Annotated in this window: 16 protein-coding genes and 1 other annotated feature; of the genes, 10 read left to right on the top strand and 6 right to left on the bottom strand. The window is 33.6% G+C overall.

What is annotated here, in order from left to right:
* Nucleotides 1–223: 223 nt before the first annotated feature.
* The 5 genes from bsdtb5_RS01320 (at nucleotide 224) to bsdtb5_RS01300 (ending at nucleotide 4,462) form a co-directional block, all read left to right on the top strand.
* On the top strand, nucleotides 224–415 hold the full coding sequence (locus tag bsdtb5_RS01320; RefSeq protein WP_271714257.1) for a hypothetical protein: 192 nt from the start codon (nucleotides 224–226) through the stop codon (nucleotides 413–415).
* 111 nt (nucleotides 416–526) lie between these two features.
* Nucleotides 527–588 (top strand) — a sequence feature (sodium ion sensor (DUF1646 type); this cis-regulatory element may regulate processes involved in with the transportation of sodium ions).
* Between the two features lie 46 nt (nucleotides 589–634).
* Entirely contained in the window at nucleotides 635–1,861 is a 1,227-nt protein-coding gene (locus bsdtb5_RS01315) for a cation:proton antiporter (RefSeq protein WP_271714256.1), read from the top strand.
* Nucleotides 1,862–2,151: 290 nt separating this feature from the next.
* Nucleotides 2,152–2,901 (top strand): MBL fold metallo-hydrolase, encoded by a 750-nt coding sequence (locus tag bsdtb5_RS01310; protein WP_271714255.1) that lies wholly within the window; start codon nucleotides 2,152–2,154, stop codon nucleotides 2,899–2,901.
* Between the two features lie 23 nt (nucleotides 2,902–2,924).
* Nucleotides 2,925–3,665, top strand: coding sequence for an NADPH-dependent oxidoreductase (locus bsdtb5_RS01305; RefSeq protein ID WP_271714254.1), 741 nt, complete (start codon nucleotides 2,925–2,927; stop codon nucleotides 3,663–3,665).
* A 302-nt stretch (nucleotides 3,666–3,967) separates the two neighbouring features.
* Nucleotides 3,968–4,462 carry a QueT transporter family protein gene (locus bsdtb5_RS01300; protein WP_271714253.1) on the top strand — a complete coding sequence of 165 codons (495 nt, stop codon included), beginning with the start codon at nucleotides 3,968–3,970 and terminating at the stop codon, nucleotides 4,460–4,462.
* Nucleotides 4,463–4,639: 177 nt separating this feature from the next.
* Here the strand turns inward: bsdtb5_RS01300 and asnS are convergent, their stop codons facing one another.
* Together asnS and glpK are read right to left on the bottom strand one after the other, a co-directional pair.
* Nucleotides 4,640–6,031 (bottom strand): asparagine--tRNA ligase, encoded by a 1,392-nt coding sequence (asnS, locus tag bsdtb5_RS01295; RefSeq protein WP_271714252.1) that lies wholly within the window; start codon nucleotides 6,029–6,031, stop codon nucleotides 4,640–4,642.
* 116 nt (nucleotides 6,032–6,147) lie between these two features.
* Nucleotides 6,148–7,641 (bottom strand): glycerol kinase GlpK, encoded by a 1,494-nt coding sequence (gene glpK / locus bsdtb5_RS01290; protein WP_271714251.1) that lies wholly within the window; start codon nucleotides 7,639–7,641, stop codon nucleotides 6,148–6,150.
* Nucleotides 7,642–8,576: 935 nt separating this feature from the next.
* On the opposite strand from glpK, the gene bsdtb5_RS01285 reads away from it, so the two are divergent.
* Together bsdtb5_RS01285 and bsdtb5_RS01280 are read left to right on the top strand one after the other, a co-directional pair.
* On the top strand, nucleotides 8,577–9,068 hold the full coding sequence (locus bsdtb5_RS01285; protein ID WP_271714250.1) for an RNA polymerase sigma factor: 492 nt from the start codon (nucleotides 8,577–8,579) through the stop codon (nucleotides 9,066–9,068).
* Nucleotides 9,061–10,116, top strand: coding sequence for a hypothetical protein (locus tag bsdtb5_RS01280; protein WP_271714249.1), 1,056 nt, complete (start codon nucleotides 9,061–9,063; stop codon nucleotides 10,114–10,116). Before bsdtb5_RS01285 ends, bsdtb5_RS01280 begins: the two co-directional genes overlap by 8 nt.
* A 123-nt stretch (nucleotides 10,117–10,239) precedes the next feature.
* On the opposite strand, the gene bsdtb5_RS01275 is transcribed toward bsdtb5_RS01280, so the two are convergent.
* The 4 genes from bsdtb5_RS01275 to bsdtb5_RS01260 all read right to left on the bottom strand — a co-directional run bounded on the left by bsdtb5_RS01275 (nucleotide 10,240) and on the right by bsdtb5_RS01260 (nucleotide 14,900).
* Entirely contained in the window at nucleotides 10,240–10,383 is a 144-nt protein-coding gene (locus bsdtb5_RS01275; RefSeq protein ID WP_271714248.1) for a hypothetical protein, read from the bottom strand.
* A gap of 93 nt (nucleotides 10,384–10,476) precedes the next feature.
* On the bottom strand, nucleotides 10,477–11,598 hold the full coding sequence (locus bsdtb5_RS01270; RefSeq protein ID WP_271714247.1) for an SLC13 family permease: 1,122 nt from the start codon (nucleotides 11,596–11,598) through the stop codon (nucleotides 10,477–10,479).
* Between the two features lie 384 nt (nucleotides 11,599–11,982).
* Nucleotides 11,983–13,173: a YibE/F family protein gene (locus bsdtb5_RS01265; protein WP_271714246.1), complete on the bottom strand. Its 1,191-nt coding sequence runs from the start codon at nucleotides 13,171–13,173 to the stop codon at nucleotides 11,983–11,985.
* A gap of 191 nt (nucleotides 13,174–13,364) precedes the next feature.
* A complete protein-coding gene (locus bsdtb5_RS01260) occupies nucleotides 13,365–14,900 on the bottom strand; it encodes an alkaline phosphatase (protein ID WP_271714245.1) in 1,536 nt (511 codons plus the stop codon).
* Between the two features lie 550 nt (nucleotides 14,901–15,450).
* Between bsdtb5_RS01260 and bsdtb5_RS01255 the strand changes: the two genes are divergently transcribed.
* The 3 genes from bsdtb5_RS01255 to bsdtb5_RS01245 all read left to right on the top strand — a co-directional run bounded on the left by bsdtb5_RS01255 (nucleotide 15,451) and on the right by bsdtb5_RS01245 (nucleotide 18,411).
* Entirely contained in the window at nucleotides 15,451–15,843 is a 393-nt protein-coding gene (locus tag bsdtb5_RS01255; RefSeq protein WP_271714244.1) for a Fur family transcriptional regulator, read from the top strand.
* A gap of 414 nt (nucleotides 15,844–16,257) precedes the next feature.
* Nucleotides 16,258–16,800: an NADH peroxidase gene (locus bsdtb5_RS01250; protein ID WP_271714243.1), complete on the top strand. Its 543-nt coding sequence runs from the start codon at nucleotides 16,258–16,260 to the stop codon at nucleotides 16,798–16,800.
* A 534-nt stretch (nucleotides 16,801–17,334) separates the two neighbouring features.
* A complete protein-coding gene (locus bsdtb5_RS01245; protein WP_271714242.1) occupies nucleotides 17,335–18,411 on the top strand; it encodes a hypothetical protein in 1,077 nt (358 codons plus the stop codon).
* Nucleotides 18,412–18,954 lie beyond the last annotated feature (543 nt).

Raw genomic sequence — 18,954 nt, 5'->3', positions numbered from 1 at the left:
CACACAATCTTCACTTTTTAGATTTATACTATACTTAATAACAGAAATACATTAAGTTTCATTTGTAGACGATAATATACCATTAATATAGATTTTCATAATGGGAGCTAAACTAGTTTAGCTCCCTCTCCTCATTTTATTCAATATATTCACTTCTTAACATGTCATGTATATTTTCAAAAAATTCGCAGATAATAACCATGTTTATAAAAGGAGGATTGCAATGCGAATTGAATATACGAATGGAAAACCCTCGATCCAGACATCGATGCAAAGTGGTACGGATGAATACTTTATCAAAGCTACAGATAGTGCTAAAGATAAGCCTGAAATTAATACCCAGAGTTCCGTCCCTGAAGAGATGCCTTACAAGTCTCCATCAACTGAGACGAACGAAGTAAAAGACGGTGAATAGTACACCGTCTTTTTCTATGTGGATTATATATTAAAGAAATATATCTTGACAAAATCTACTGAATTGCGATATAAATATTATGAATGACAATATAAATACGTATGAAATTTCGGTTGAACAAATGTATAAATAATAGATTTGATTCAAGAATTTGACTTTTAGGGTGGAAAGTCCTTTTTTAGGGCTCTCCACTTTTATTTTATCAATAGGAGGTATATTATGGAAAAAACATTGCTTAGTATTGTATTAATTCTTTTATTTACAACCATTGGAGGTATGATTAGTAAGAAGTTTAAAATGCCTGAAGTTCTCGGCGCATTACTTGCAGGTGTAGTACTTGGCCCTATGGTTCTTAACTTGGTTCAATACGATAACAACATTAAACTTTTAGCTAATCTTGGAGTAATTCTACTTATGTTTCTAGCAGGTCTAGAAACCGATGTTGAACAGTTTAAAAAAGCTGGGTTTACATCACTTATTATTGCTCTTAGCGGTGTGATTGTTCCACTTATTCTGGGAACTTTAGGTGCTTATTTATTCTTCCAGAACTTCTGGGAGAATCTATTCGTAGGTGTAATCCTGACTGCTACAAGTGTTAGTATCACAGTTCAGACATTAAAAGAGCTTGGTAAAATGAATTCAAAGTCTGGTATTAATATCCTTGGAGCTGCTGTAATTGATGATGTATTAGGACTTGTATTGATCTCCGTCGTTCTTGCAATTGCACAATCATCCGGCTCTAGTACTGGTTCTTCTGCTACTATGTCACTCATTATTGTCATGGTAAAGATTATTATATTCTGTGTATTATCAATCATTGGAATTGTATATATACCCAGATTCATTAACAAACTTACGAAATATATCAAACCGGGGAAAGAACTACTTACTTTCTCATTAGTATTTGCTATATTGATTGCCTACATAGCAGAGAGCATTGGGATTGCTGCAATTACTGGTGCCTATATATGCGGCCTGATTCTCTCAACCTTTGAACACAGAGAATATCTAGAACGTAATGTAAAAGCAATCTCCTCTGGTTTCTTATCTCTCATCTTCTTCGCAAGTGTTGGTATTGAAGCAAATCTGAAAGGGCTAAATCAAGAAGTTTTACTAATTACTATAGTTATGTTTGCAATTGCTGTAATAGGTAAATTATTCGGATGCGGTTTAGCTGCAAGATGCCTTAAGATGAGTAAGAGTGAATCAATTCAAGTTGGTGCGGGAATGATCTCGCGAGGCGAGGTAGCCTTGATTACTGCTAATATTGGGTTACAAAAGGGTATTATTACAGAAGAGATATTTTTACCTACTCTAATTGTTGTTATACTTACTACAATAGTTACACCAATATTGCTGAAATTAACTTATTCTCATAAATTAGAAAAGAACTTAGATGATAATGCAATATTTGCTCAAACAAATAATTCTCGAAATCATAAATAGTCAGTTAGAATTCAACAGCCTCTATCTCAATGTAGATAGAGGCTGTTTTACTATCTATAAATATTAGACATATTACTATGTCTGATATAAAGAACACTTTATTCTTCACTGGAGATACAGGTCATTTTGTCGGGCACTTCATAAAAATAAAATTATTGTTAAAAATATATTGACAACTCAAATTAAATTGGATACAATTCAATTATATTAATTGTTCTTAATTAAATTGTTTTAAATATATTATAGAGAAAGGAATCTTGTAACCACATTTACAAGATAGGTATAAGCAAATGAAAATTATAGCTTTAGAATTTTATAAAAATGGAGAAATGCAAGAAGCATTTGCATTCGGCGGTTCAAGAGAAAAAGAAAAGATTAGGTTAGATAAGACTTATCCTTCAAGTTTACAAAACTATTTAATTGATACTGGCAATGAGGTAATACTAATTGATACTGGTCTACCCGTTGAAACACCTGAATTCAAAAAAGATCCGAATGCCAAAATCTATACTGGTGAAAAAGTTGCCGACTTCTTAACTGCTTTACATAACGCAGGTTACCAAGTTGAAGATATTAACAAAATTATTGTCACACACAAGCACCCAGATCATTCAGGCGAACTAAGATCCTTTCCGAACGCTCAAATATATATATCAGGAACTGAAGCGGATGCTATGAAATTAGAAGGTAATAATATTGTCCGTGTCAATTTTAAAGATGGAAACTATAAAAACTTTACTAAAAGTGAAAAAATTGCTGATAATATCTATATGCTACCAGCTTATGGCCATACAAAGGGTAATTCAATTACTGTTGTTGAAATAGATGGACTTCATTATATGATTCACGGTGATGTTACTTATACAGACGAAGCACTAAAGCAAAATGAATTATCCGTTGTATATGAGGATAAAGACTTAGCAAGAGAAACTCTAGATAAGGTACGTAGATTTATTCTAGAAAATGATACAGTATATCTATCTACTCATACACCTGAAAGTCTCGCATCATTAGAGCAAAAAATTGTTATGAAACTGTAATCAAAATAGAATGGAGAGATATTATGAATGAAACAATTAAAACAATACAAAACCACAGATCAATCAGAAACTTCTTGGACAAAGATATCCCAGACGCTATCATAGATGAGATACTAAAATCAGCACAAGCTATGCCAAATTCCATTAATGGACAGCAAACTTCTGTTATTGTAATTAGAGATAAAGAAACAAAGAAGCAAATTGCTGACTTAACAGGTGGACAGAAATGGATTGATGATGCACCCGTATTTCTTGTATTTGTAATGGATTATTATAAAACAAATATTGGGGCAGAGAAAAATAATCTGAATCAAATTATACACCAAAGTATTGAAGGAACAATGGTAGGAACGTTTGACGCAGGCTTAGCTATGGGAGCATCCATTATTTCTGCTGAATCTCTAGGCCTAGGCATTGTTCCAATTGGTGGTGTTCGCAAATCCCCAGCCGAAATGATTAAGCTTCTTAATCTCCCTGAATACACTTATCCTGTTGCTGGACTTGCGATTGGTTACCCTAAAGATAATTCAAAGCAAAAGCCAAGACTACCATTTAATACTTATAAACATGTAGAAAAGTATCAAGTAGAAGGCCTTAAGAATGCAATTGATGAGTATGATAATGTCATGGAAGATTACTTAAAAGAAGTTGGTCGCGAACAAGAAGGAAACTGGAGTAAATATACATCTAGTATTTATCAATATGTTTACTATCCAGATGTATATCCTACATTAAAGGATCAGAAATTCTTAAATGATAAATAAATCCTATCCTTTATATATAACAATGTCCTCTGAAAGAAATTTTTTCACGTTCTTTCAGAGGACATTTTAATCTTTATCCAATAGTATCTTTGATTATGTTATTTTTATATCATAATAAGAATATTTATATAGTAAAACCAAATCAACATCTCAATAATAGGTATTTAATTCACACTTGACAACCACTATTTTCATGCTATACTAAAAAAGGCACTTTGCCACTAAAACCAAGGTCTTTATAAGTTAACAACCGAGTGTTCGTGACCTTCCACTCGTAAAACAAAACTAAAGGAGAATTGAATATGAACAAAAAGGGAACCAGGTTCTTAACCGAAGCTGCTATGATTGCAGCTATTTATGTGGTTTTGACCTACATGTTTCAGCCATTTGGCTTTAAGGATATCCAAGTAAGGCTTGCAGAAGCACTTACGATACTTCCTTATTTTACACCTGCAGCAATCCCAGGATTATTTGTTGGTTGTTTACTCGGTAACTTTCTAGGTGGTGCAGTACTACTTGATGTAATCTGCGGTAGTTTAGCTACTTTAGTAGCTGCAATCTTTTCCTATCTTCTTAGAAAGAATAAATACTTAGTTCCACTACCACCAATCATCCTCAATATGCTAGTTGTTCCTTATGTATTAAGAATTGGCTATGCAATTACAATACCTATTCCTATGATGATGTTAACCGTTGGAATCGGTGAAGTATTATCTTGTGGTGTATTAGGATTCTTATTACTTAAAGGATTAGATAAATATAAGAATTATATATTTACAAATGTTCATAAAGCATAATCTAAAGTTAAAAAAATAGAGTTAAGACAGATATGTCTTAACTCTATTTTTTTAATGTTGGGGTCAAAAGCCTTATTTTAGTGCATTGAGTGTATATCACTGTATAATTATACATCAATATACACAATGCAAGTTATAAAAGGCTTTTGACCCCAACATCATTTTTATATATTTAAATTAGAATTCGCAATTATTAACGGTACGTGGGAATGGAATTACGTCACGGATATTTGCCATACCTGTTAAGTACATTACGCATCTTTCAAATCCTAAACCAAATCCAGCATGTCTAGTTGAACCATATTTTCTAAGATCTAGATAGAATTCGTAATCTTCTTCCTTAAGATCTAATTCAGCCATTCTAGCAGTTAATTTAGCATAATCATCTTCTCTTTGACTTCCTCCGATGATCTCACCAATACCAGGAACTAATAAGTCCATAGCTGCTACTGTCTTATTATCTTCGTTCATCTTCATGTAGAAAGCTTTGATATCCTTTGGATAATCAGTAACGAATAATGGTTTTTTGTATACTTCTTCTGTTAAGTATCTTTCATGTTCTGTTTGTAAATCACATCCCCAAGATACTTTATATTCAAAACGATCATTTACTTTTTCTAAGATCTCGATTGCTTCTGTATAAGTAACATGTCCAAATTCAGATGTCGCAACATTGTGAAGTCTTTCAAGTAATCCTTTATCTACGAATTGATTGAAGAATTGCATTTCTTCTTTCGCATTTTCTAGTACATAGTTGATTACGTATTTTAACATTCCTTCTGCTAACATCATATCATCTTGTAGATCTGCAAATGCAATCTCAGGCTCAATCATCCAGAATTCTGCTGCATGTCTTGTTGTATTCGAATTCTCTGCTCTGAATGTAGGTCCGAAAGTATAGATATTACGGAAAGCCATTGCGTAAGTTTCACCGTTTAACTGACCACTTACTGTTAAGCTTGTCTCTTTATTGAAGAAATCTTCGTTATAATCTACTTTACCCTCTGTAGTTCTTGGTAAGTTCTCCATATCAAGAGTTGTTACACGGAACATCTCTCCAGCACCTTCACAGTCACTTCCTGTGATTAATGGTGTATGAACATATACGAAATCTCTCTCTTGGAAATATTGATGAATTGCATATGCAATTAGAGAACGTACGCGAAATACCGCTTGGAACGTATTTGTTCTTGGTCTAAGATGAGCAATCGTTCTTAAATACTCTAAAGAATGTCTCTTCTTTTGAAGTGGGTATTCTGCTGTCGAAGTTCCTTCCACCGTTACATCTGCCGCTTGAATCTCAAATGGTTGTTTTGCTTCTGGAGTAGCAACTAGTAGTCCTTTTACAATGATAGCTGCACCTACATTTAATTTTGATATTTCAGCAAAATTGATTAATTTGTCACTATATACGATCTGTAATGTCTCAAAAAAAGTACCGTCATTCATTACAACGAAGCCGAATGTCTTGGAATCACGGATACTTCTTACCCAACCACCAACTGAGACTTCTTTACCTACATAATTTTCTTTGTTTTTGTATAATTCTCTAATTGTTATCAAATTCATAAAATTAGCTCCTTTATTTACTATCAGTTTATATACCTTGCTATATTATAACATATCAGTATTTTATTACAAGGCTTATCCATTGGTTTTGTTCGTATTGTTATAGCTAGGACTCACTATTCCTTAGCCCAGCCTCTGGTTCTGCTAACTGCTTCCTCCCAGCCTTTTAACAGACTTTTGCGAACCTCACCATTCATCATTGGTTCAAATGTCTTCTGAACTTTTAAATGGCTTACGATTTCCTCTTTATCTTTATAGAATCCCACTGCAAGCCCCGCCAGATACGATACTCCTAAGGCTGTTGTTTCAATGATAAAGGGACGATCAACCCAAGTTCCTAGAAGATCCGATTGAAACTGTAAGATAAAATCATTCGCACTTGCACCACCATCAACACGAAGTGCTTCTAAGGTGATATTTGCATCCTCTTCCATAGCTTTTAGTACATCATAAGTCTGATAAGCAAGGGATTCAAGCGTTGCCCTAACGATGTGTTCTCTCTTAGTTCCTCTCGTTAAGCCAAAGATTGCACCTCTAGCATAGGAATCCCAGTAAGGCGCTCCAAGCCCTGTAAAGGCTGGAACCACATACACGCCATTCGTATCTCGTACTGAGTTGGCCATTCTCTCGCTATCCGATGCCTTCTTCACAAATCCCATTTCATCTCTTAGCCATTGAATTGCTGCACCGGCAACAAATACACTTCCTTCAAGGGCATACTCGACCTTTCCGTCAATCACTGATGCAATTGTTGTAATCAAACCATGTTCAGACTCAACTGCCTTCTCGCCTGTGTTCATAAGTAAAAAACATCCTGTTCCATAGGTATTCTTCGCTTCTCCACATTTAAAGCAACATTGTCCAAAAAGTGCAGCTTGTTGATCCCCTGCTACTCCTGCAATTGGAATATTTGCCCCCAAAAGAGTCGCATCTGCATATCCAAAGATTCCGCTCGAAGGGTATACCTTTGGCAACATACTTTTTGGAATTCCAAATTCCTTAAGTAATTCCTCGTCCCATTCTAGATCATGAATATTAAATAGCATCGTTCTAGAGGCATTGGTATAATCCGTAGCATGGACTCTTCCTTTGGTAAGTTTATAGATTAACCAAGTATCTACTGTACCAAATAATAGATTACCCTTTTCGGCTTCTTTTCTTGCACCTGGAACATGATCTAATATCCATTTTACCTTTGTTGCTGAAAAATAGGCATCCACAATTAATCCAGTTTTCTTTTTTATTATCTTATCAAAGCCTCTTTCCTTAAGTTCTTCCACCATGTTAGCCGTTCTTCTACATTGCCATACAATTGCATTATAAATAGGTTCGCCCGTCATCTTATTCCACACAATTGTAGTTTCTCTTTGATTCGTAATCCCAATTCCCGCAATCTGCTCTGCTGCAATAGAAAGAGAAGCTTTCGCTTCCGAAAGCACACCATACTGTGTCGCCCAGATCTCATTCGGATCATGTTCTACCCATCCATTATTCTTAAAGATCTGCTTAAACTCTCTCTGTACAGATGAAACAATCTCACCTTTTCTATTAAAAATAATACACCTAGAACTAGTTGTCCCTTGGTCCAATGCCATAATATATTGTTCCATTGATTCCTCTATTCCTTTCCTTTTGTCTATTTAATTTGTATCTAATTCTACCTTCACAACCCCATACACAAGTATTAAATATTTTAATCTTACGCCAATACCTCTTGCTACTACCCATCACAAAATCAAGGGGGAAATCTTCTATCTTCTAATCTTTTCGCTAAACGCTTCATACTAACCTATATGCCTACGACTTGCTCACAGACCTAAATTCAACGTGTGAAATGCTTTTTATTCCACACTATTATCTTCCATTATTATAGTAAATTTAGCTAATTATTTCAAACTTTATATTTTATAGAATAGTCTCCCCCCACAACAATAAAATCAGTCTCATGATGTAGTATATAATCAAAGCGTTCTGCTCCTGTAACGGATGCCTTTTCTTAGCTTGTGAAGTTTCTTAATAAAATTGAGTTTGGTTTAGAGCGTATAAACTCGATGACTAACAACGCAGAAGGATCTCGAGTTTTTCCTCTCTGCTCTACCAAAAGCAATTTTATGTACAAACTCTCAAGCGTGGGAATGAAATTTCCAAAATTCTTTCTATCTTTTATCCATAACCTTCCCACAACGATAAAATCAGTCTCAATAAAGTAGTATATAATCGAAGCGTTCTGCTCCTGGAGTGGATGCCTTTTCTTTGCTTGAGTAGTTTCTTAATGAATTTGATTTTGGTTTAGATAGTATAACTCGCTGTTTGACGACGCAGGAGGAGTTCGAGTTTATACTATCTGCCCTACCAAAAGCAAGTTCATTTAGAAACTTCCAAGCAAAGAAATGAAATCCACCCCAGGAGCAGAACGCTTCGATTATCCACCACCTCCCCCAGGCTGATTTTATCTTGCTCGAAAAAACAAAAAAATAAAAAAATAATTGCAACCTTTTGGCCATTCCCGTAGTATTATACATGTAAACAGGAGGGAGGATCTGAAATGGTTGACAATACTTTGTGTGCAAACGACACCGTCGAAGAAATATTAAATAAATATTCTAACATGGTTTATCGAATTGCATTTTCCAGAACCAAAAGCAAATATGACGCTGACGATATTCTGCAAGAAGTGTTTCTTAAATATATCAAATATAATATAAGCTATACCAGTGAAGAACATCGTAAGGCATGGCTCATAAAGACCACCATCAATACAAGTAAGACCTTGCTTACCTCCGCTTGGTTTCGTAAGACCGTGGCAATGCCAGATAATCTTCTTACACAGATGGAGGAAAAGAGCGAAGTCTATTATGCTGTATTAAAACTACCAACGAAATACCGTACCGTAATTCATTTATTTTACTACGAAGATCTATCGGTACGTGATATTAGTGTTCTATTAGATATGAAAGAATCCACCGTAAAGTCCCAGCTACATAGGGCTAGAAAGAATTTAGAATCCATTTTGAAAGGAGAGGATTTTGATGTTTAGAGATAAATATAAATTAGATAATGATGAGATCACTCCAAGTAAAGAGTTATTAGAATCACTTGCTACTCAAATGGAACATCAGAAAAGAAATGAACCCGTTCCTATAAGACATTCTACTTTACCGAACATAATAAAAAAGTATAGAAGTATCGCAGCCATCCTTATCCTTTTCATACTTTCCTTCTCAAGTTATCAACTTTTAAGTAATAATAACCTTACAGGTACACGAAGCGATACCGATTCTTCGAATGAATCAAGTAGTATAACCAGTAATTCCGACCAACTTACGAGAAGTACTAATCCATCAACCGATACCACTACAGACGGAGCGAACCTAGCGGATGGAAATAACTCCTCTACCTTGGACGAATCTAAAATAGAAAGCTTTGCCAAAAAGGATTCTTCTGACACAAGTACTTATAACGGGGCCCAATCCCAGAAGGTAGAAAGTGATAAAAGTCTTGCTAGTTCAGGTGCTACAAAAGATACCACACAATCAAAAGATTCAAAACAGGCTTTAAAAATTACTCCAAAAGAAAATAGCAACACAGATACAGCTAAACCATCCGATCATGATTCTTATACTTCGCTAAATAAAGAAGATTCCCTCAAAGATTCTAAAGAATCTAAGAATTCTAAGGAATCTAAATCTTCTAACGATACTAAAAACGACACGTCTAATGATGAGAGTAGTAGTCCGTATGCCCTAACAGCATCGAACAATTCCTTTCTAACAATTAGTGTAACAGATATCACCTCCATCACCGTCTCATTTACAGACGTTAGTTCAGATTATGAGATAACCCAAAGAGCGGATATTGATTCCATATTTAGCACACTCAAAGGACTTGATCTGTCGCAAGAATCAAGCGACAATAATTTAGATGGCTCTATCCTTGCAACCTTACGATTGCATCTAGGTGATGATTCTGAAAATGAAGTATCACTATCAAATGCAGCAATCAAAATAGATGGTATATGGTATACTTCAACAACTGAAAATATTCAAGCAGTTCTAAACTATATTCAATCATCCATTCAGAATTAAGGTATCAAGAAGGAGGTTAATCATTCATTGATTAACCTCCTTCCAATTAAAATTATACACCATAATATATTCATCTTCATTCTCATCAACTATCTGGAAACCTGCCTTTAGATAACCAAAATCTTAAATGTAAACTTGAAGTTCTGGATTTTTAATAATTGATCTTGGAACTAAGCTAGCTTCATCCGGTTGGAATATTGCTTCATATAGGAAATCTTCAAGAAGTGAGTATTCATGCAATTGCATTTCTCTAATTATATAATTCATATTAACTCCTATCTTTCCCATCCGCGACATACAAATCAAGAGTGTGAAACGCTTTATTTCACACATACTAGCTAGCTCCAAACTGATTTCAATTTATAGTAATCTGGTAACCGAAATTAGAATCACCAAAAATAATACGTTATATTTCGTGAACACCCATAGATATCTTCCGCTTCTTGCTCCTTCTGTCCTAGAATATAATTTATAAGAAATAAGGCTTGCCAAAGATGCAATTAAGGTTCCAAGACCTCCAATATTCGTACCCATAATTAGTCCTTTTGCATTCTCCGTAAAAGAGGATAGCAACACTGCTGCAGGTACATTACTAATTCCTTGACTCATTAGAATCGAGGCAAAGAGTTCTTTTCCTCTGATTACTCCACCAATCCTATCCTTGATGAATTCAATCCCTCCTACGTTTCCTACAAATAGAAAGAAGCATATAAAGGTTGCTAATAAAGAGTAATCTATTTTCACAAAGATAGAAGCATCTATTATGATTAAAACAAAGCAAGTAAATGCTAACGTTATGTAGTAAGGTAGAACATGAAATACTGTAGCTATACATAGTACAAATAACAAGACATAGATAACAAACTTTTTCTGTTCCTTAACTTGAGCTATTTCTCCTAACTCTACTACAATCTCTTCCTTTTCCACAAAGAAAATACAAGCAATCAAACAGAAAAAGGAGACTATAACTATTGGTATTGTAATCTTAAAAAATTCTAATGCGCTTAACCCATAATGAGAATATAGATATAGATTCTGTGGATTCCCAACTGGTGTTAACATACTTCCTAGATTGGCTGCGATTGTCTGCATTACGATTACATAGATTAGCAGTTTCTCTTTCTTTATCTTCTGCAACACTAATATCGTAAACGGTACAAAAGCAATTAAGGATACATCGTTCGTAATCCACATGGATGTACCAAAGCATAGTAACACTAACAAAAATACTAATTTTCTTGTGTCCTTAACTCCTAGTAATAACTTTCTAGCCAGTACATCAAATACATTGATTTTTTGAAACCCACTGATTACAGCCATCAGACAAAAAAGGATGGCTAATACACGAAAATCAATATATGTAACATAATCTTTTATATTAAATGGAACGAAGAGCATGCTGATAAATGCTGCAATGGCAGATACCACAAGTACCGTTTCTTTCTTTATCCATTCAGAACTCTTTTTTATAATCTCTATCATAGGAACACCTCCAAAGTATCGCATATGTATTGTATAACGATTCTTTGGGTATGTCCACTAGATTAGTTCTTGAAGTCCCTTTGGTAGGTTATCGATGAATATTACTGTATTAATAGGCAGGTTTAGATTTTGGTTAAAGAAGTATAAGAGTTTCTAAATAAAAAGAGAATCACTCAAACATAAACAGAAAGAGTGAACTCGCTGAGATACACTCAAACAGCACTCTTTCTGTTTATTGAATGATTCTCTTTTTATTAAGAATCTCTAATACTCTTTAAAACAAAATCTAAACCTGCCTATTTATACAGTAATATTCATACTACTTTTTGAACGGGACTTTTTTATTTACATATATCTTGTGAATTTATCATGTAAATTTCTTTTCTACAAGAATGAACTGTCTTGCTGCTTGAGATCATTTTCAACTTGTGTACACTCATTTTTCTTTCTTGTTAATAAGTATCCGCTTGTTAATGCAGTGAATGGGCCAACGGATACTAATCCAAAGCTTCCTACGATTGTTTCGATAATCTCGGCAGATACGTATTTGTAATTGAGTATGTTATAGATTGGTGTTCCTTGTGCCATGAATACCATTAATAAAGCGATATAGCCACCAGAATAAGCTAATAATAGTGTGGTTGTCATTGTTCCCATTGCTGCTCTTCCTACATTAAACCCTGAGATGGCTGCTTCTTTCCAACTTATGTCGGGTTTCTTTGATACAACTTCATTTACAGCGGAAGTGATATCAACTGCAAGGTCCATTACTGCACCTGAGGAGCCAATGAAGATGCTAGCCATAAAGATCTTGGTTAGATTCAGATTCTCATATCCACTATATAATAAGCTTTCTGAATTATTCATAATGGCTCCATGAATTAAGAACTGCTTGGTGAATATTATTCCTAAGATACAAGTTACCAACATTCCGAGTGCGGAACCTGAGATAGCAGAAACTGCTTTTCTATCAAAACCGTATACTAATGTTATAACCACCATAATAATAAATAACGTTATCAATAATCCTACATATATAGGATTATAGCCATTTAGATAGGCTGGAACTAATACCTTCCATATCATTAATACGGTGATTGCAAAAGAAAGAATTGCACGTGCACCTGTTTTACCTGCAACTAAAATTAGAAATATAACAAAAGCTACTGCAAGGATAAGTTCTTTATTCAAACGATAATGATCAATCATATTGACGGATAAGATATTACTTCCATTGAAGTCAATGACAACAAGTGCTTTATCCCCTTTTTGGAATATCTTATCCGCTTCAAGAGAGCCATTTAAGGTGTTATATCCACTTGCTACCTTCCCCTTAAACTTACCTCCTAAGAACTTAACCTGACAGGTTTGTTCCCCTGAACGTACCAGTCCGGTATCTATAATACGATCGTTATTAACAGACAGTACTCTTGCCGCACAACGATCCGTTCCCTTATAAATAACTGCTCCTTCATATCCTGTTGGCATTATCAGTAATCCAAGAAACAGGATTAGACAAAGAATAACTGGTATGTATTCTTTTCTTTTTTCTTTACTAATTTTTATGTTATGCATATGCATTTCCTTTCTCTATTCATCTATCACATTCATCTTTCAATAAACCTATTACTAAACTATTCGTGTTTCATAATGACCTATTAAGATAAAAACAACTCAGCAAATAAATTCTTTCGCCGAGTCATTTTTTATTTCTTGTACAGTAACCTATCTCTATAGCAACCTGACTCTTGCCATAGTAAGTTCAACTATTTGATATTCAAAAGATTTGCTAAATTGCTATAGATATTTGTATTGTCATAATATCCACCAAATAAATCTTGGCCAACACCTTCTGCATATACTCCAACTGGTAATCCAGTATGAGAGTAGGAACTAAAGTTAATACCAGATTTGTTGTTTAATAAATGAGTAATTGTTACAGTAAGTGGCTCGTAAGAACCGTATAGAACATATTCTTCTTGCGTTTGTTTTTCTTTTGTCTGAGCCATTGTTCTGTCATAAGCTTTCTTTAATAATTGAAGTTCATAATCTGTTAATACTAGTTTTGGATTCTTTGCCGCATCGCTATCATTGCTTGTAATTAAGCCAAAATTTGTTTTGATGTCTGATAATACTTGTGCAAATGGTGTGTTGTTCTTCTTATAGTTTGCTACATAGTTTGAATCAAATTTCGCATAAGATGTTTTCTGATTTGATAAATTAGCTAAGTAAGTATCATAATTCGTTCCTGCATATCCAATGGTAAGACCACCAGTTTCATGATCTCCTGTTACCAAGATTAATGTTTCTGTTGGATGCTGGTTATAAAATTGTACTGCTTGATCTACTGCATTCGAAAGAGCAATTGTATCATTAATTGAAGATCCAGCATCATTTGCATGACATGCCCAGTCGATTTTTCCACCTTCAACCATCATGAAGAAACCTTTTTTATTATCTAGAACATCAATACCTTTTTTCACATAATCAGCCAATGCCCATTCATCTGACTTTCTATCATTTTCATAGGATAAAGAATCACTATCTGCTAATGTTTCCCCAATAACAATTGCTTTACCATCTTTACTTGTTAATGCTTTCGCATCTGCTGTCGTTGTAACTACTTTGTATCCAGCTTCTTTTGCTAAGTCATAGATACTCTTTTGATCTTTATTTGCTCCAGTAGGTGCTATTACTGCTCCACCTGCAAAATAATCGAATCCACTTGCTACTAACTCTTTACCAATTTCATAATAATTATTTCTACTTGGTTGATGTGCGTAAAAAGCTGCTGGTGTTGCATGATTAATATTTACAGATGATATAACACCAATTTTATAACCTAGTTGTTTCTTTAACTTTTCAGAAACTGTTTCATAAGATATTTTTTTCGTTTCATCCATATTGATAACAGAACTATAAGTCTTATGTCCAGTTGAGATTGAAGTTGCTGTTGATGCAGAGTCTGGACAGAAAGAAGTTGAATCAAACGTCGTTGCAGAACCTACAACAGGGAACTTCATAAAGGATAACTTTTTCCCGCCTGTTAATATTGTACTGCCACTTGGCTGACTCATCGCTCCTAGATAATCTGACGCAGATTGAACTTGAGGATAACTCATACCATCACCAATAAATAAAAATACGTATTTAGGTGCAGTTACTTTCGTTTGTACACTTTTGGTTGTCTTTTTACAAACATCAGCTACTACCCTATCTTGTCTACCTGCTATAAAAGCCGTTGTTACCACTAGGGCAAATGCAATTAATGTTGTTAGAAATCTCTTCATTACCTTTTTCATACTCTTAACCTCCTAATATTTAATGTAAACATTACAGATATATTCATAACACACGAGGAATTGTTGTACAATAGGAATTACCAAAGTTTAACAATGTTTAACCTTGGCTTAACATGGCTTTATTTAAACTTAATATTTACTACCTAACATTAATGAAAGCATTCAATGTTATTATGTCAAAATGATAAATATTTATTTATAAATTAGATATTCAAAAGTCTTTCTTAACCTAAATTGTTTATATTGATGTATAATTATTAATTTTGGCGTAATCCGGCTGAAAGTAATGTTTATATTTTGTCAAGACTCAAAGTGAAAATAAGAACGGAGTGAGGATTTTCACTTGTACTGAGGCTTGTAAAAAATATATTACTTGAAGGAAAGGTAGCCAAAATTCATAAATATACAGTGATATAAACTCAATACACTAAGATAAGACTTTTGACTCTCTAATCATTTTGTAATAGGTATAAAATATTGTTGTATTTCCCTTGACATTTTCATAGAAAGAGTATAAAATTAGGAATCATTACTATGATTGGAGATTAGTATGGCAAATTTAAAATTTAGTAGACAACGTGAATCTATCAAAGAATATCTCGCTGGTACTACGGAACATCCTACAGCGGATACTGTTTATATGCATTTAAGAGAAGTTTACCCTAATATTAGCCTTGGAACAGTGTATCGTAACCTAAGTCTTCTTTCTAATACTGGTGAAGTTCTAAAAATATCATGTGGAGATGGTTCTGATCGATTTGATGGTAATCCAAATCCTCATAATCATTTTATATGTAAGCAATGTAATCACGTGTATGATCTGGAGATGGATTCCATTGAGCATATAACGAAGATTGCAAATGAGAATTTTACTGGTGAAGTAGAAGGACATATCACATATTTCTATGGCACTTGTGGTAGCTGCTTAGAAAAGAACAAATAGACAAAGAGAAACAGATTATAATGGTGCTTTATCCATTGATTTTATGGATAGTGTACTGTTATAGTCTGTTTTTTATTTACATACTCATACTTCCTAGTGAAAATTTAATAGTAGCCTAGGAAGTATGAATTATAGAATTTATCTAGCCCTTAAGCTAATATAATTTTATATATTTTTAAATGTGAAGTTACCCAATTAATAATATACAAACTCAAATTTTAAGTTCTTAAAAATAATTTTTTAAATTTATAATTTTGTTATTGACAATGTTATTTCATTAGTGTATTATAAATATATCAGTAATGATTACTATTATTAAGTTATTAAATGCTAGCACTTCTTATTGAATATGAAGAAATGAGAACCTAGCAAGATAATAGCAAAAAAATTTCAAATATAAAGGAGATTAAAACTATGAAAAAATTTGTATGTACTATCTGTGGTTATGTTCACGAAGGAGATTCTGCACCTGACAAATGTCCAATTTGTAATGCACCAGCTGAAAAATTTAATGAGCAATCTGGCGATTTAGCATGGGCTGATGAGCACGTTGTTGGTGTAGCACAAGGTGTTAGCGAAGATATTCTAAAAGATCTTAGAGATAACTTCACTGGAGAATGCTCTGAAGTTGGTATGTATCTTGCAATGTCAAGAGTAGCATTCAGAGAAGGCTATCCAGAAATCGGTTTATACTACGAAAAAGCTGCTTTTGAAGAAGCAGAACATGCTTCAAAATTCGCTGAATTATTAGGTGAAGTTGTAACTAATAGCACTAAGAAGAACTTAGAGTTAAGAGTAGCTGCTGAAAATGGCGCTTGCGCAGGTAAGAAAGATCTTGCAACTCGTGCAAAAGCTGCTAACTTAGATGCAATTCATGATACAGTACATGAAATGGCTAAAGACGAAGCTAGACACGGAAAGGCATTTAAGGGATTACTTGATAGATACTTCGCATAAGGTTTTATAAGTAGTACAGAGATTTCAACAAATTCACCCGAGTCATTAAAGCTGTGAATATTAATATAAGCGGTTGTGTGCAACACTGTGTACAAACCGCTTATTTTTATACTATAACACCGTGTACACAGTAAAATAGCTATAGCCTAGTTATAATAAGGGTTATAGCTATTTGTTTTTTAGGTCTTATTTGAGTTTCTTCATTAATATATACAATTTCTATTGGCCTATCATATAAGCATCCTATTTTATTATCTATAAGCTGAATTTAATTACTTCTTTCACTATAACACAAGAACCACAGAAGGCTTTATCTGAGGGTCTTTTAGTGATATGTGTCCAGCAAAGCTGAACAATGCCTGTTAATTTAAGTCCGAGGTCTTATACTTAAATTTGAATCTATTAAAGAATAGTATTGAAAATATGATACTATTTAATTGTTAATATCATCCATATAATATATAATTAAGTCAGTGTACAATAGTTTCGTAAAGTGAACTTAATATTACTTATAAACTACTGGGGGGATAAGCTATGAAGGTATGTATAAAAAAAAAATTGGAAGAAAGAAATGATAGAATAATTAAAGCGATTATCAAAAAGGCAGAAAATGTCTGTCCAGGAGCAATTGCCTTAATAGGAATTGCAGGTTCGTTTCATTCTGGTGATATATATGAAAAATCTGATTTGGATTTATGTATCGTTATTAATGATGATAGTGCTTGGAAAGTAGCATCGTGTTTTATCTTGGAGGATGTGGCTTTTGATATATATTGCACTCCTTGGAGTAGACTTGAGGAAATGTCAGAATATAATAATCCGTATATTACAAAATTACTTGAGTTAGATATTGTCTATTGTCATGATGATAAATACATGGAGAAATATATGGAGTTAAGGTCAAAAGTCACAAGTAAATTAAATCAGGTATATTCAATAAAAGATAATGAGAAAGCTGAAAAATTTGTTAATGAAGCAAGTAAAGAATATGCGAATATAATTCTAAGTAGTAAGTATGGAGAATGTAGATATGCAGCAGCAGGGATGTTATATTATATTGAGTTTGCTATTTATATGTATAATAAGTCATATGTAAAAAGAGGCATTAAGAGAATTCCAGAAGAAATTTCTACTATGAAATATACGCCAATAGGTTTTGATAAATTATATTGGGAATTAATCAAAGCAGAGAGCATTGAAGTGACTAAAGAAATGTCAACGATGTTAATGAAAGCAGTAAAAGAATTTGCAAAGCAAATGAAAGATAAAGTTATTTCAAAAAAGGAAATATCAGAAGCTGCTATTAAGGGTACATATGAAGAAATTTACTCCAATTGGAAGAATAAAATGTATCATGCTGCTGATACAGATGATGCCTATTTATCATTGATGACAGCAGCAAGTTGTCAACAATTCTATGACCAGATGTATAGCGAATATAATATTGGCAGAATAGACCTTATGAAAAACATCACAGCGGATAACTTAACTCTGTCGGCAGAAGCATTTGACAATGCAATGGAAGAATATAAAAAGAACTATGACAGACTAAGCACTGAGATTAAATGTTATAAAGATTTGGATGAATTTGAAAGAAAGTACTTAGGATAAGTGAAAGCATACTACGAAATTAAGCTGATTTACAGTTTTCAGATTTAACGAACTAAAGGCAACCAATTAAGGTTGCCTTTGTAATTTCAACAGTGTTGTTATGTATTAGTAACCCATTAGTGTAAGTACGCTTCTAACGCCATCAGCATCGTAATGCTCCAGCAACCAAATGGCGAAAGACATTGAAAAATTTAATACTAACGAAATAAGCTTAAAGGTTGCTGAAGCACGAGCTGACCTAGAATTAGCTTTTAAATTTAAGAGAGATATAGAAACTGCTATAAGTAAAGAGTAGACTTATAGCAGCTACTATACACAAAATGTGGCTGTGTAAAATACTGTGGATATAAAATTTTAGTGCCTGTAACTCTCATATATACTAGGTTGTACGAGATGAAGCTAGACATGGTAAAGCATTCAAGGGATTACTTGATAGATATTTCGGAAAGTAAGAATAACAACATAAACATTGGTTGACATTAGGAAAATCAAGGGTTTGACTACTGCCAATACAGATATAGTTCTTGATAACAAATAGAGAGA

The organism is Anaeromicropila herbilytica (genome assembly GCF_016591975.1).
Lineage (GTDB): Bacteria > Bacillota > Clostridia > Lachnospirales > Lachnospiraceae > Anaeromicropila > Anaeromicropila herbilytica.
Note: the sequence above shows the minus strand (reverse complement) of the source record. Positions and strands in the feature narration are given on the sequence as shown.

What these genes read in the sequence shown, in the direction of transcription:
- bsdtb5_RS01320 (WP_271714257.1), top strand. Translation starts at nt 224, where the DNA reads ATGCGAATTGAATATACGAATGGAAAACCCTCGATCCAGACATCGATG.
- bsdtb5_RS01315 (WP_271714256.1), top strand. Translation starts at nt 635, where the DNA reads ATGGAAAAAACATTGCTTAGTATTGTATTAATTCTTTTATTTACAACC.
- bsdtb5_RS01310 (WP_271714255.1), top strand. Translation starts at nt 2,152, where the DNA reads ATGAAAATTATAGCTTTAGAATTTTATAAAAATGGAGAAATGCAAGAA.
- bsdtb5_RS01305 (WP_271714254.1), top strand. Translation starts at nt 2,925, where the DNA reads ATGAATGAAACAATTAAAACAATACAAAACCACAGATCAATCAGAAAC.
- bsdtb5_RS01300 (WP_271714253.1), top strand. Translation starts at nt 3,968, where the DNA reads ATGAACAAAAAGGGAACCAGGTTCTTAACCGAAGCTGCTATGATTGCA.
- asnS (WP_271714252.1), bottom strand. Translation starts at nt 6,031, where the DNA reads ATGAATTTGATAACAATTAGAGAATTATACAAAAACAAAGAAAATTAT.
- glpK (WP_271714251.1), bottom strand. Translation starts at nt 7,641, where the DNA reads ATGGAACAATATATTATGGCATTGGACCAAGGGACAACTAGTTCTAGG.
- bsdtb5_RS01285 (WP_271714250.1), top strand. Translation starts at nt 8,577, where the DNA reads ATGGTTGACAATACTTTGTGTGCAAACGACACCGTCGAAGAAATATTA.
- bsdtb5_RS01280 (WP_271714249.1), top strand. Translation starts at nt 9,061, where the DNA reads ATGTTTAGAGATAAATATAAATTAGATAATGATGAGATCACTCCAAGT.
- bsdtb5_RS01275 (WP_271714248.1), bottom strand. Translation starts at nt 10,383, where the DNA reads ATGAATTATATAATTAGAGAAATGCAATTGCATGAATACTCACTTCTT.
- bsdtb5_RS01270 (WP_271714247.1), bottom strand. Translation starts at nt 11,598, where the DNA reads ATGATAGAGATTATAAAAAAGAGTTCTGAATGGATAAAGAAAGAAACG.
- bsdtb5_RS01265 (WP_271714246.1), bottom strand. Translation starts at nt 13,173, where the DNA reads ATGCATAACATAAAAATTAGTAAAGAAAAAAGAAAAGAATACATACCA.
- bsdtb5_RS01260 (WP_271714245.1), bottom strand. Translation starts at nt 14,900, where the DNA reads ATGAAAAAGGTAATGAAGAGATTTCTAACAACATTAATTGCATTTGCC.
- bsdtb5_RS01255 (WP_271714244.1), top strand. Translation starts at nt 15,451, where the DNA reads ATGGCAAATTTAAAATTTAGTAGACAACGTGAATCTATCAAAGAATAT.
- bsdtb5_RS01250 (WP_271714243.1), top strand. Translation starts at nt 16,258, where the DNA reads ATGAAAAAATTTGTATGTACTATCTGTGGTTATGTTCACGAAGGAGAT.
- bsdtb5_RS01245 (WP_271714242.1), top strand. Translation starts at nt 17,335, where the DNA reads ATGAAGGTATGTATAAAAAAAAAATTGGAAGAAAGAAATGATAGAATA.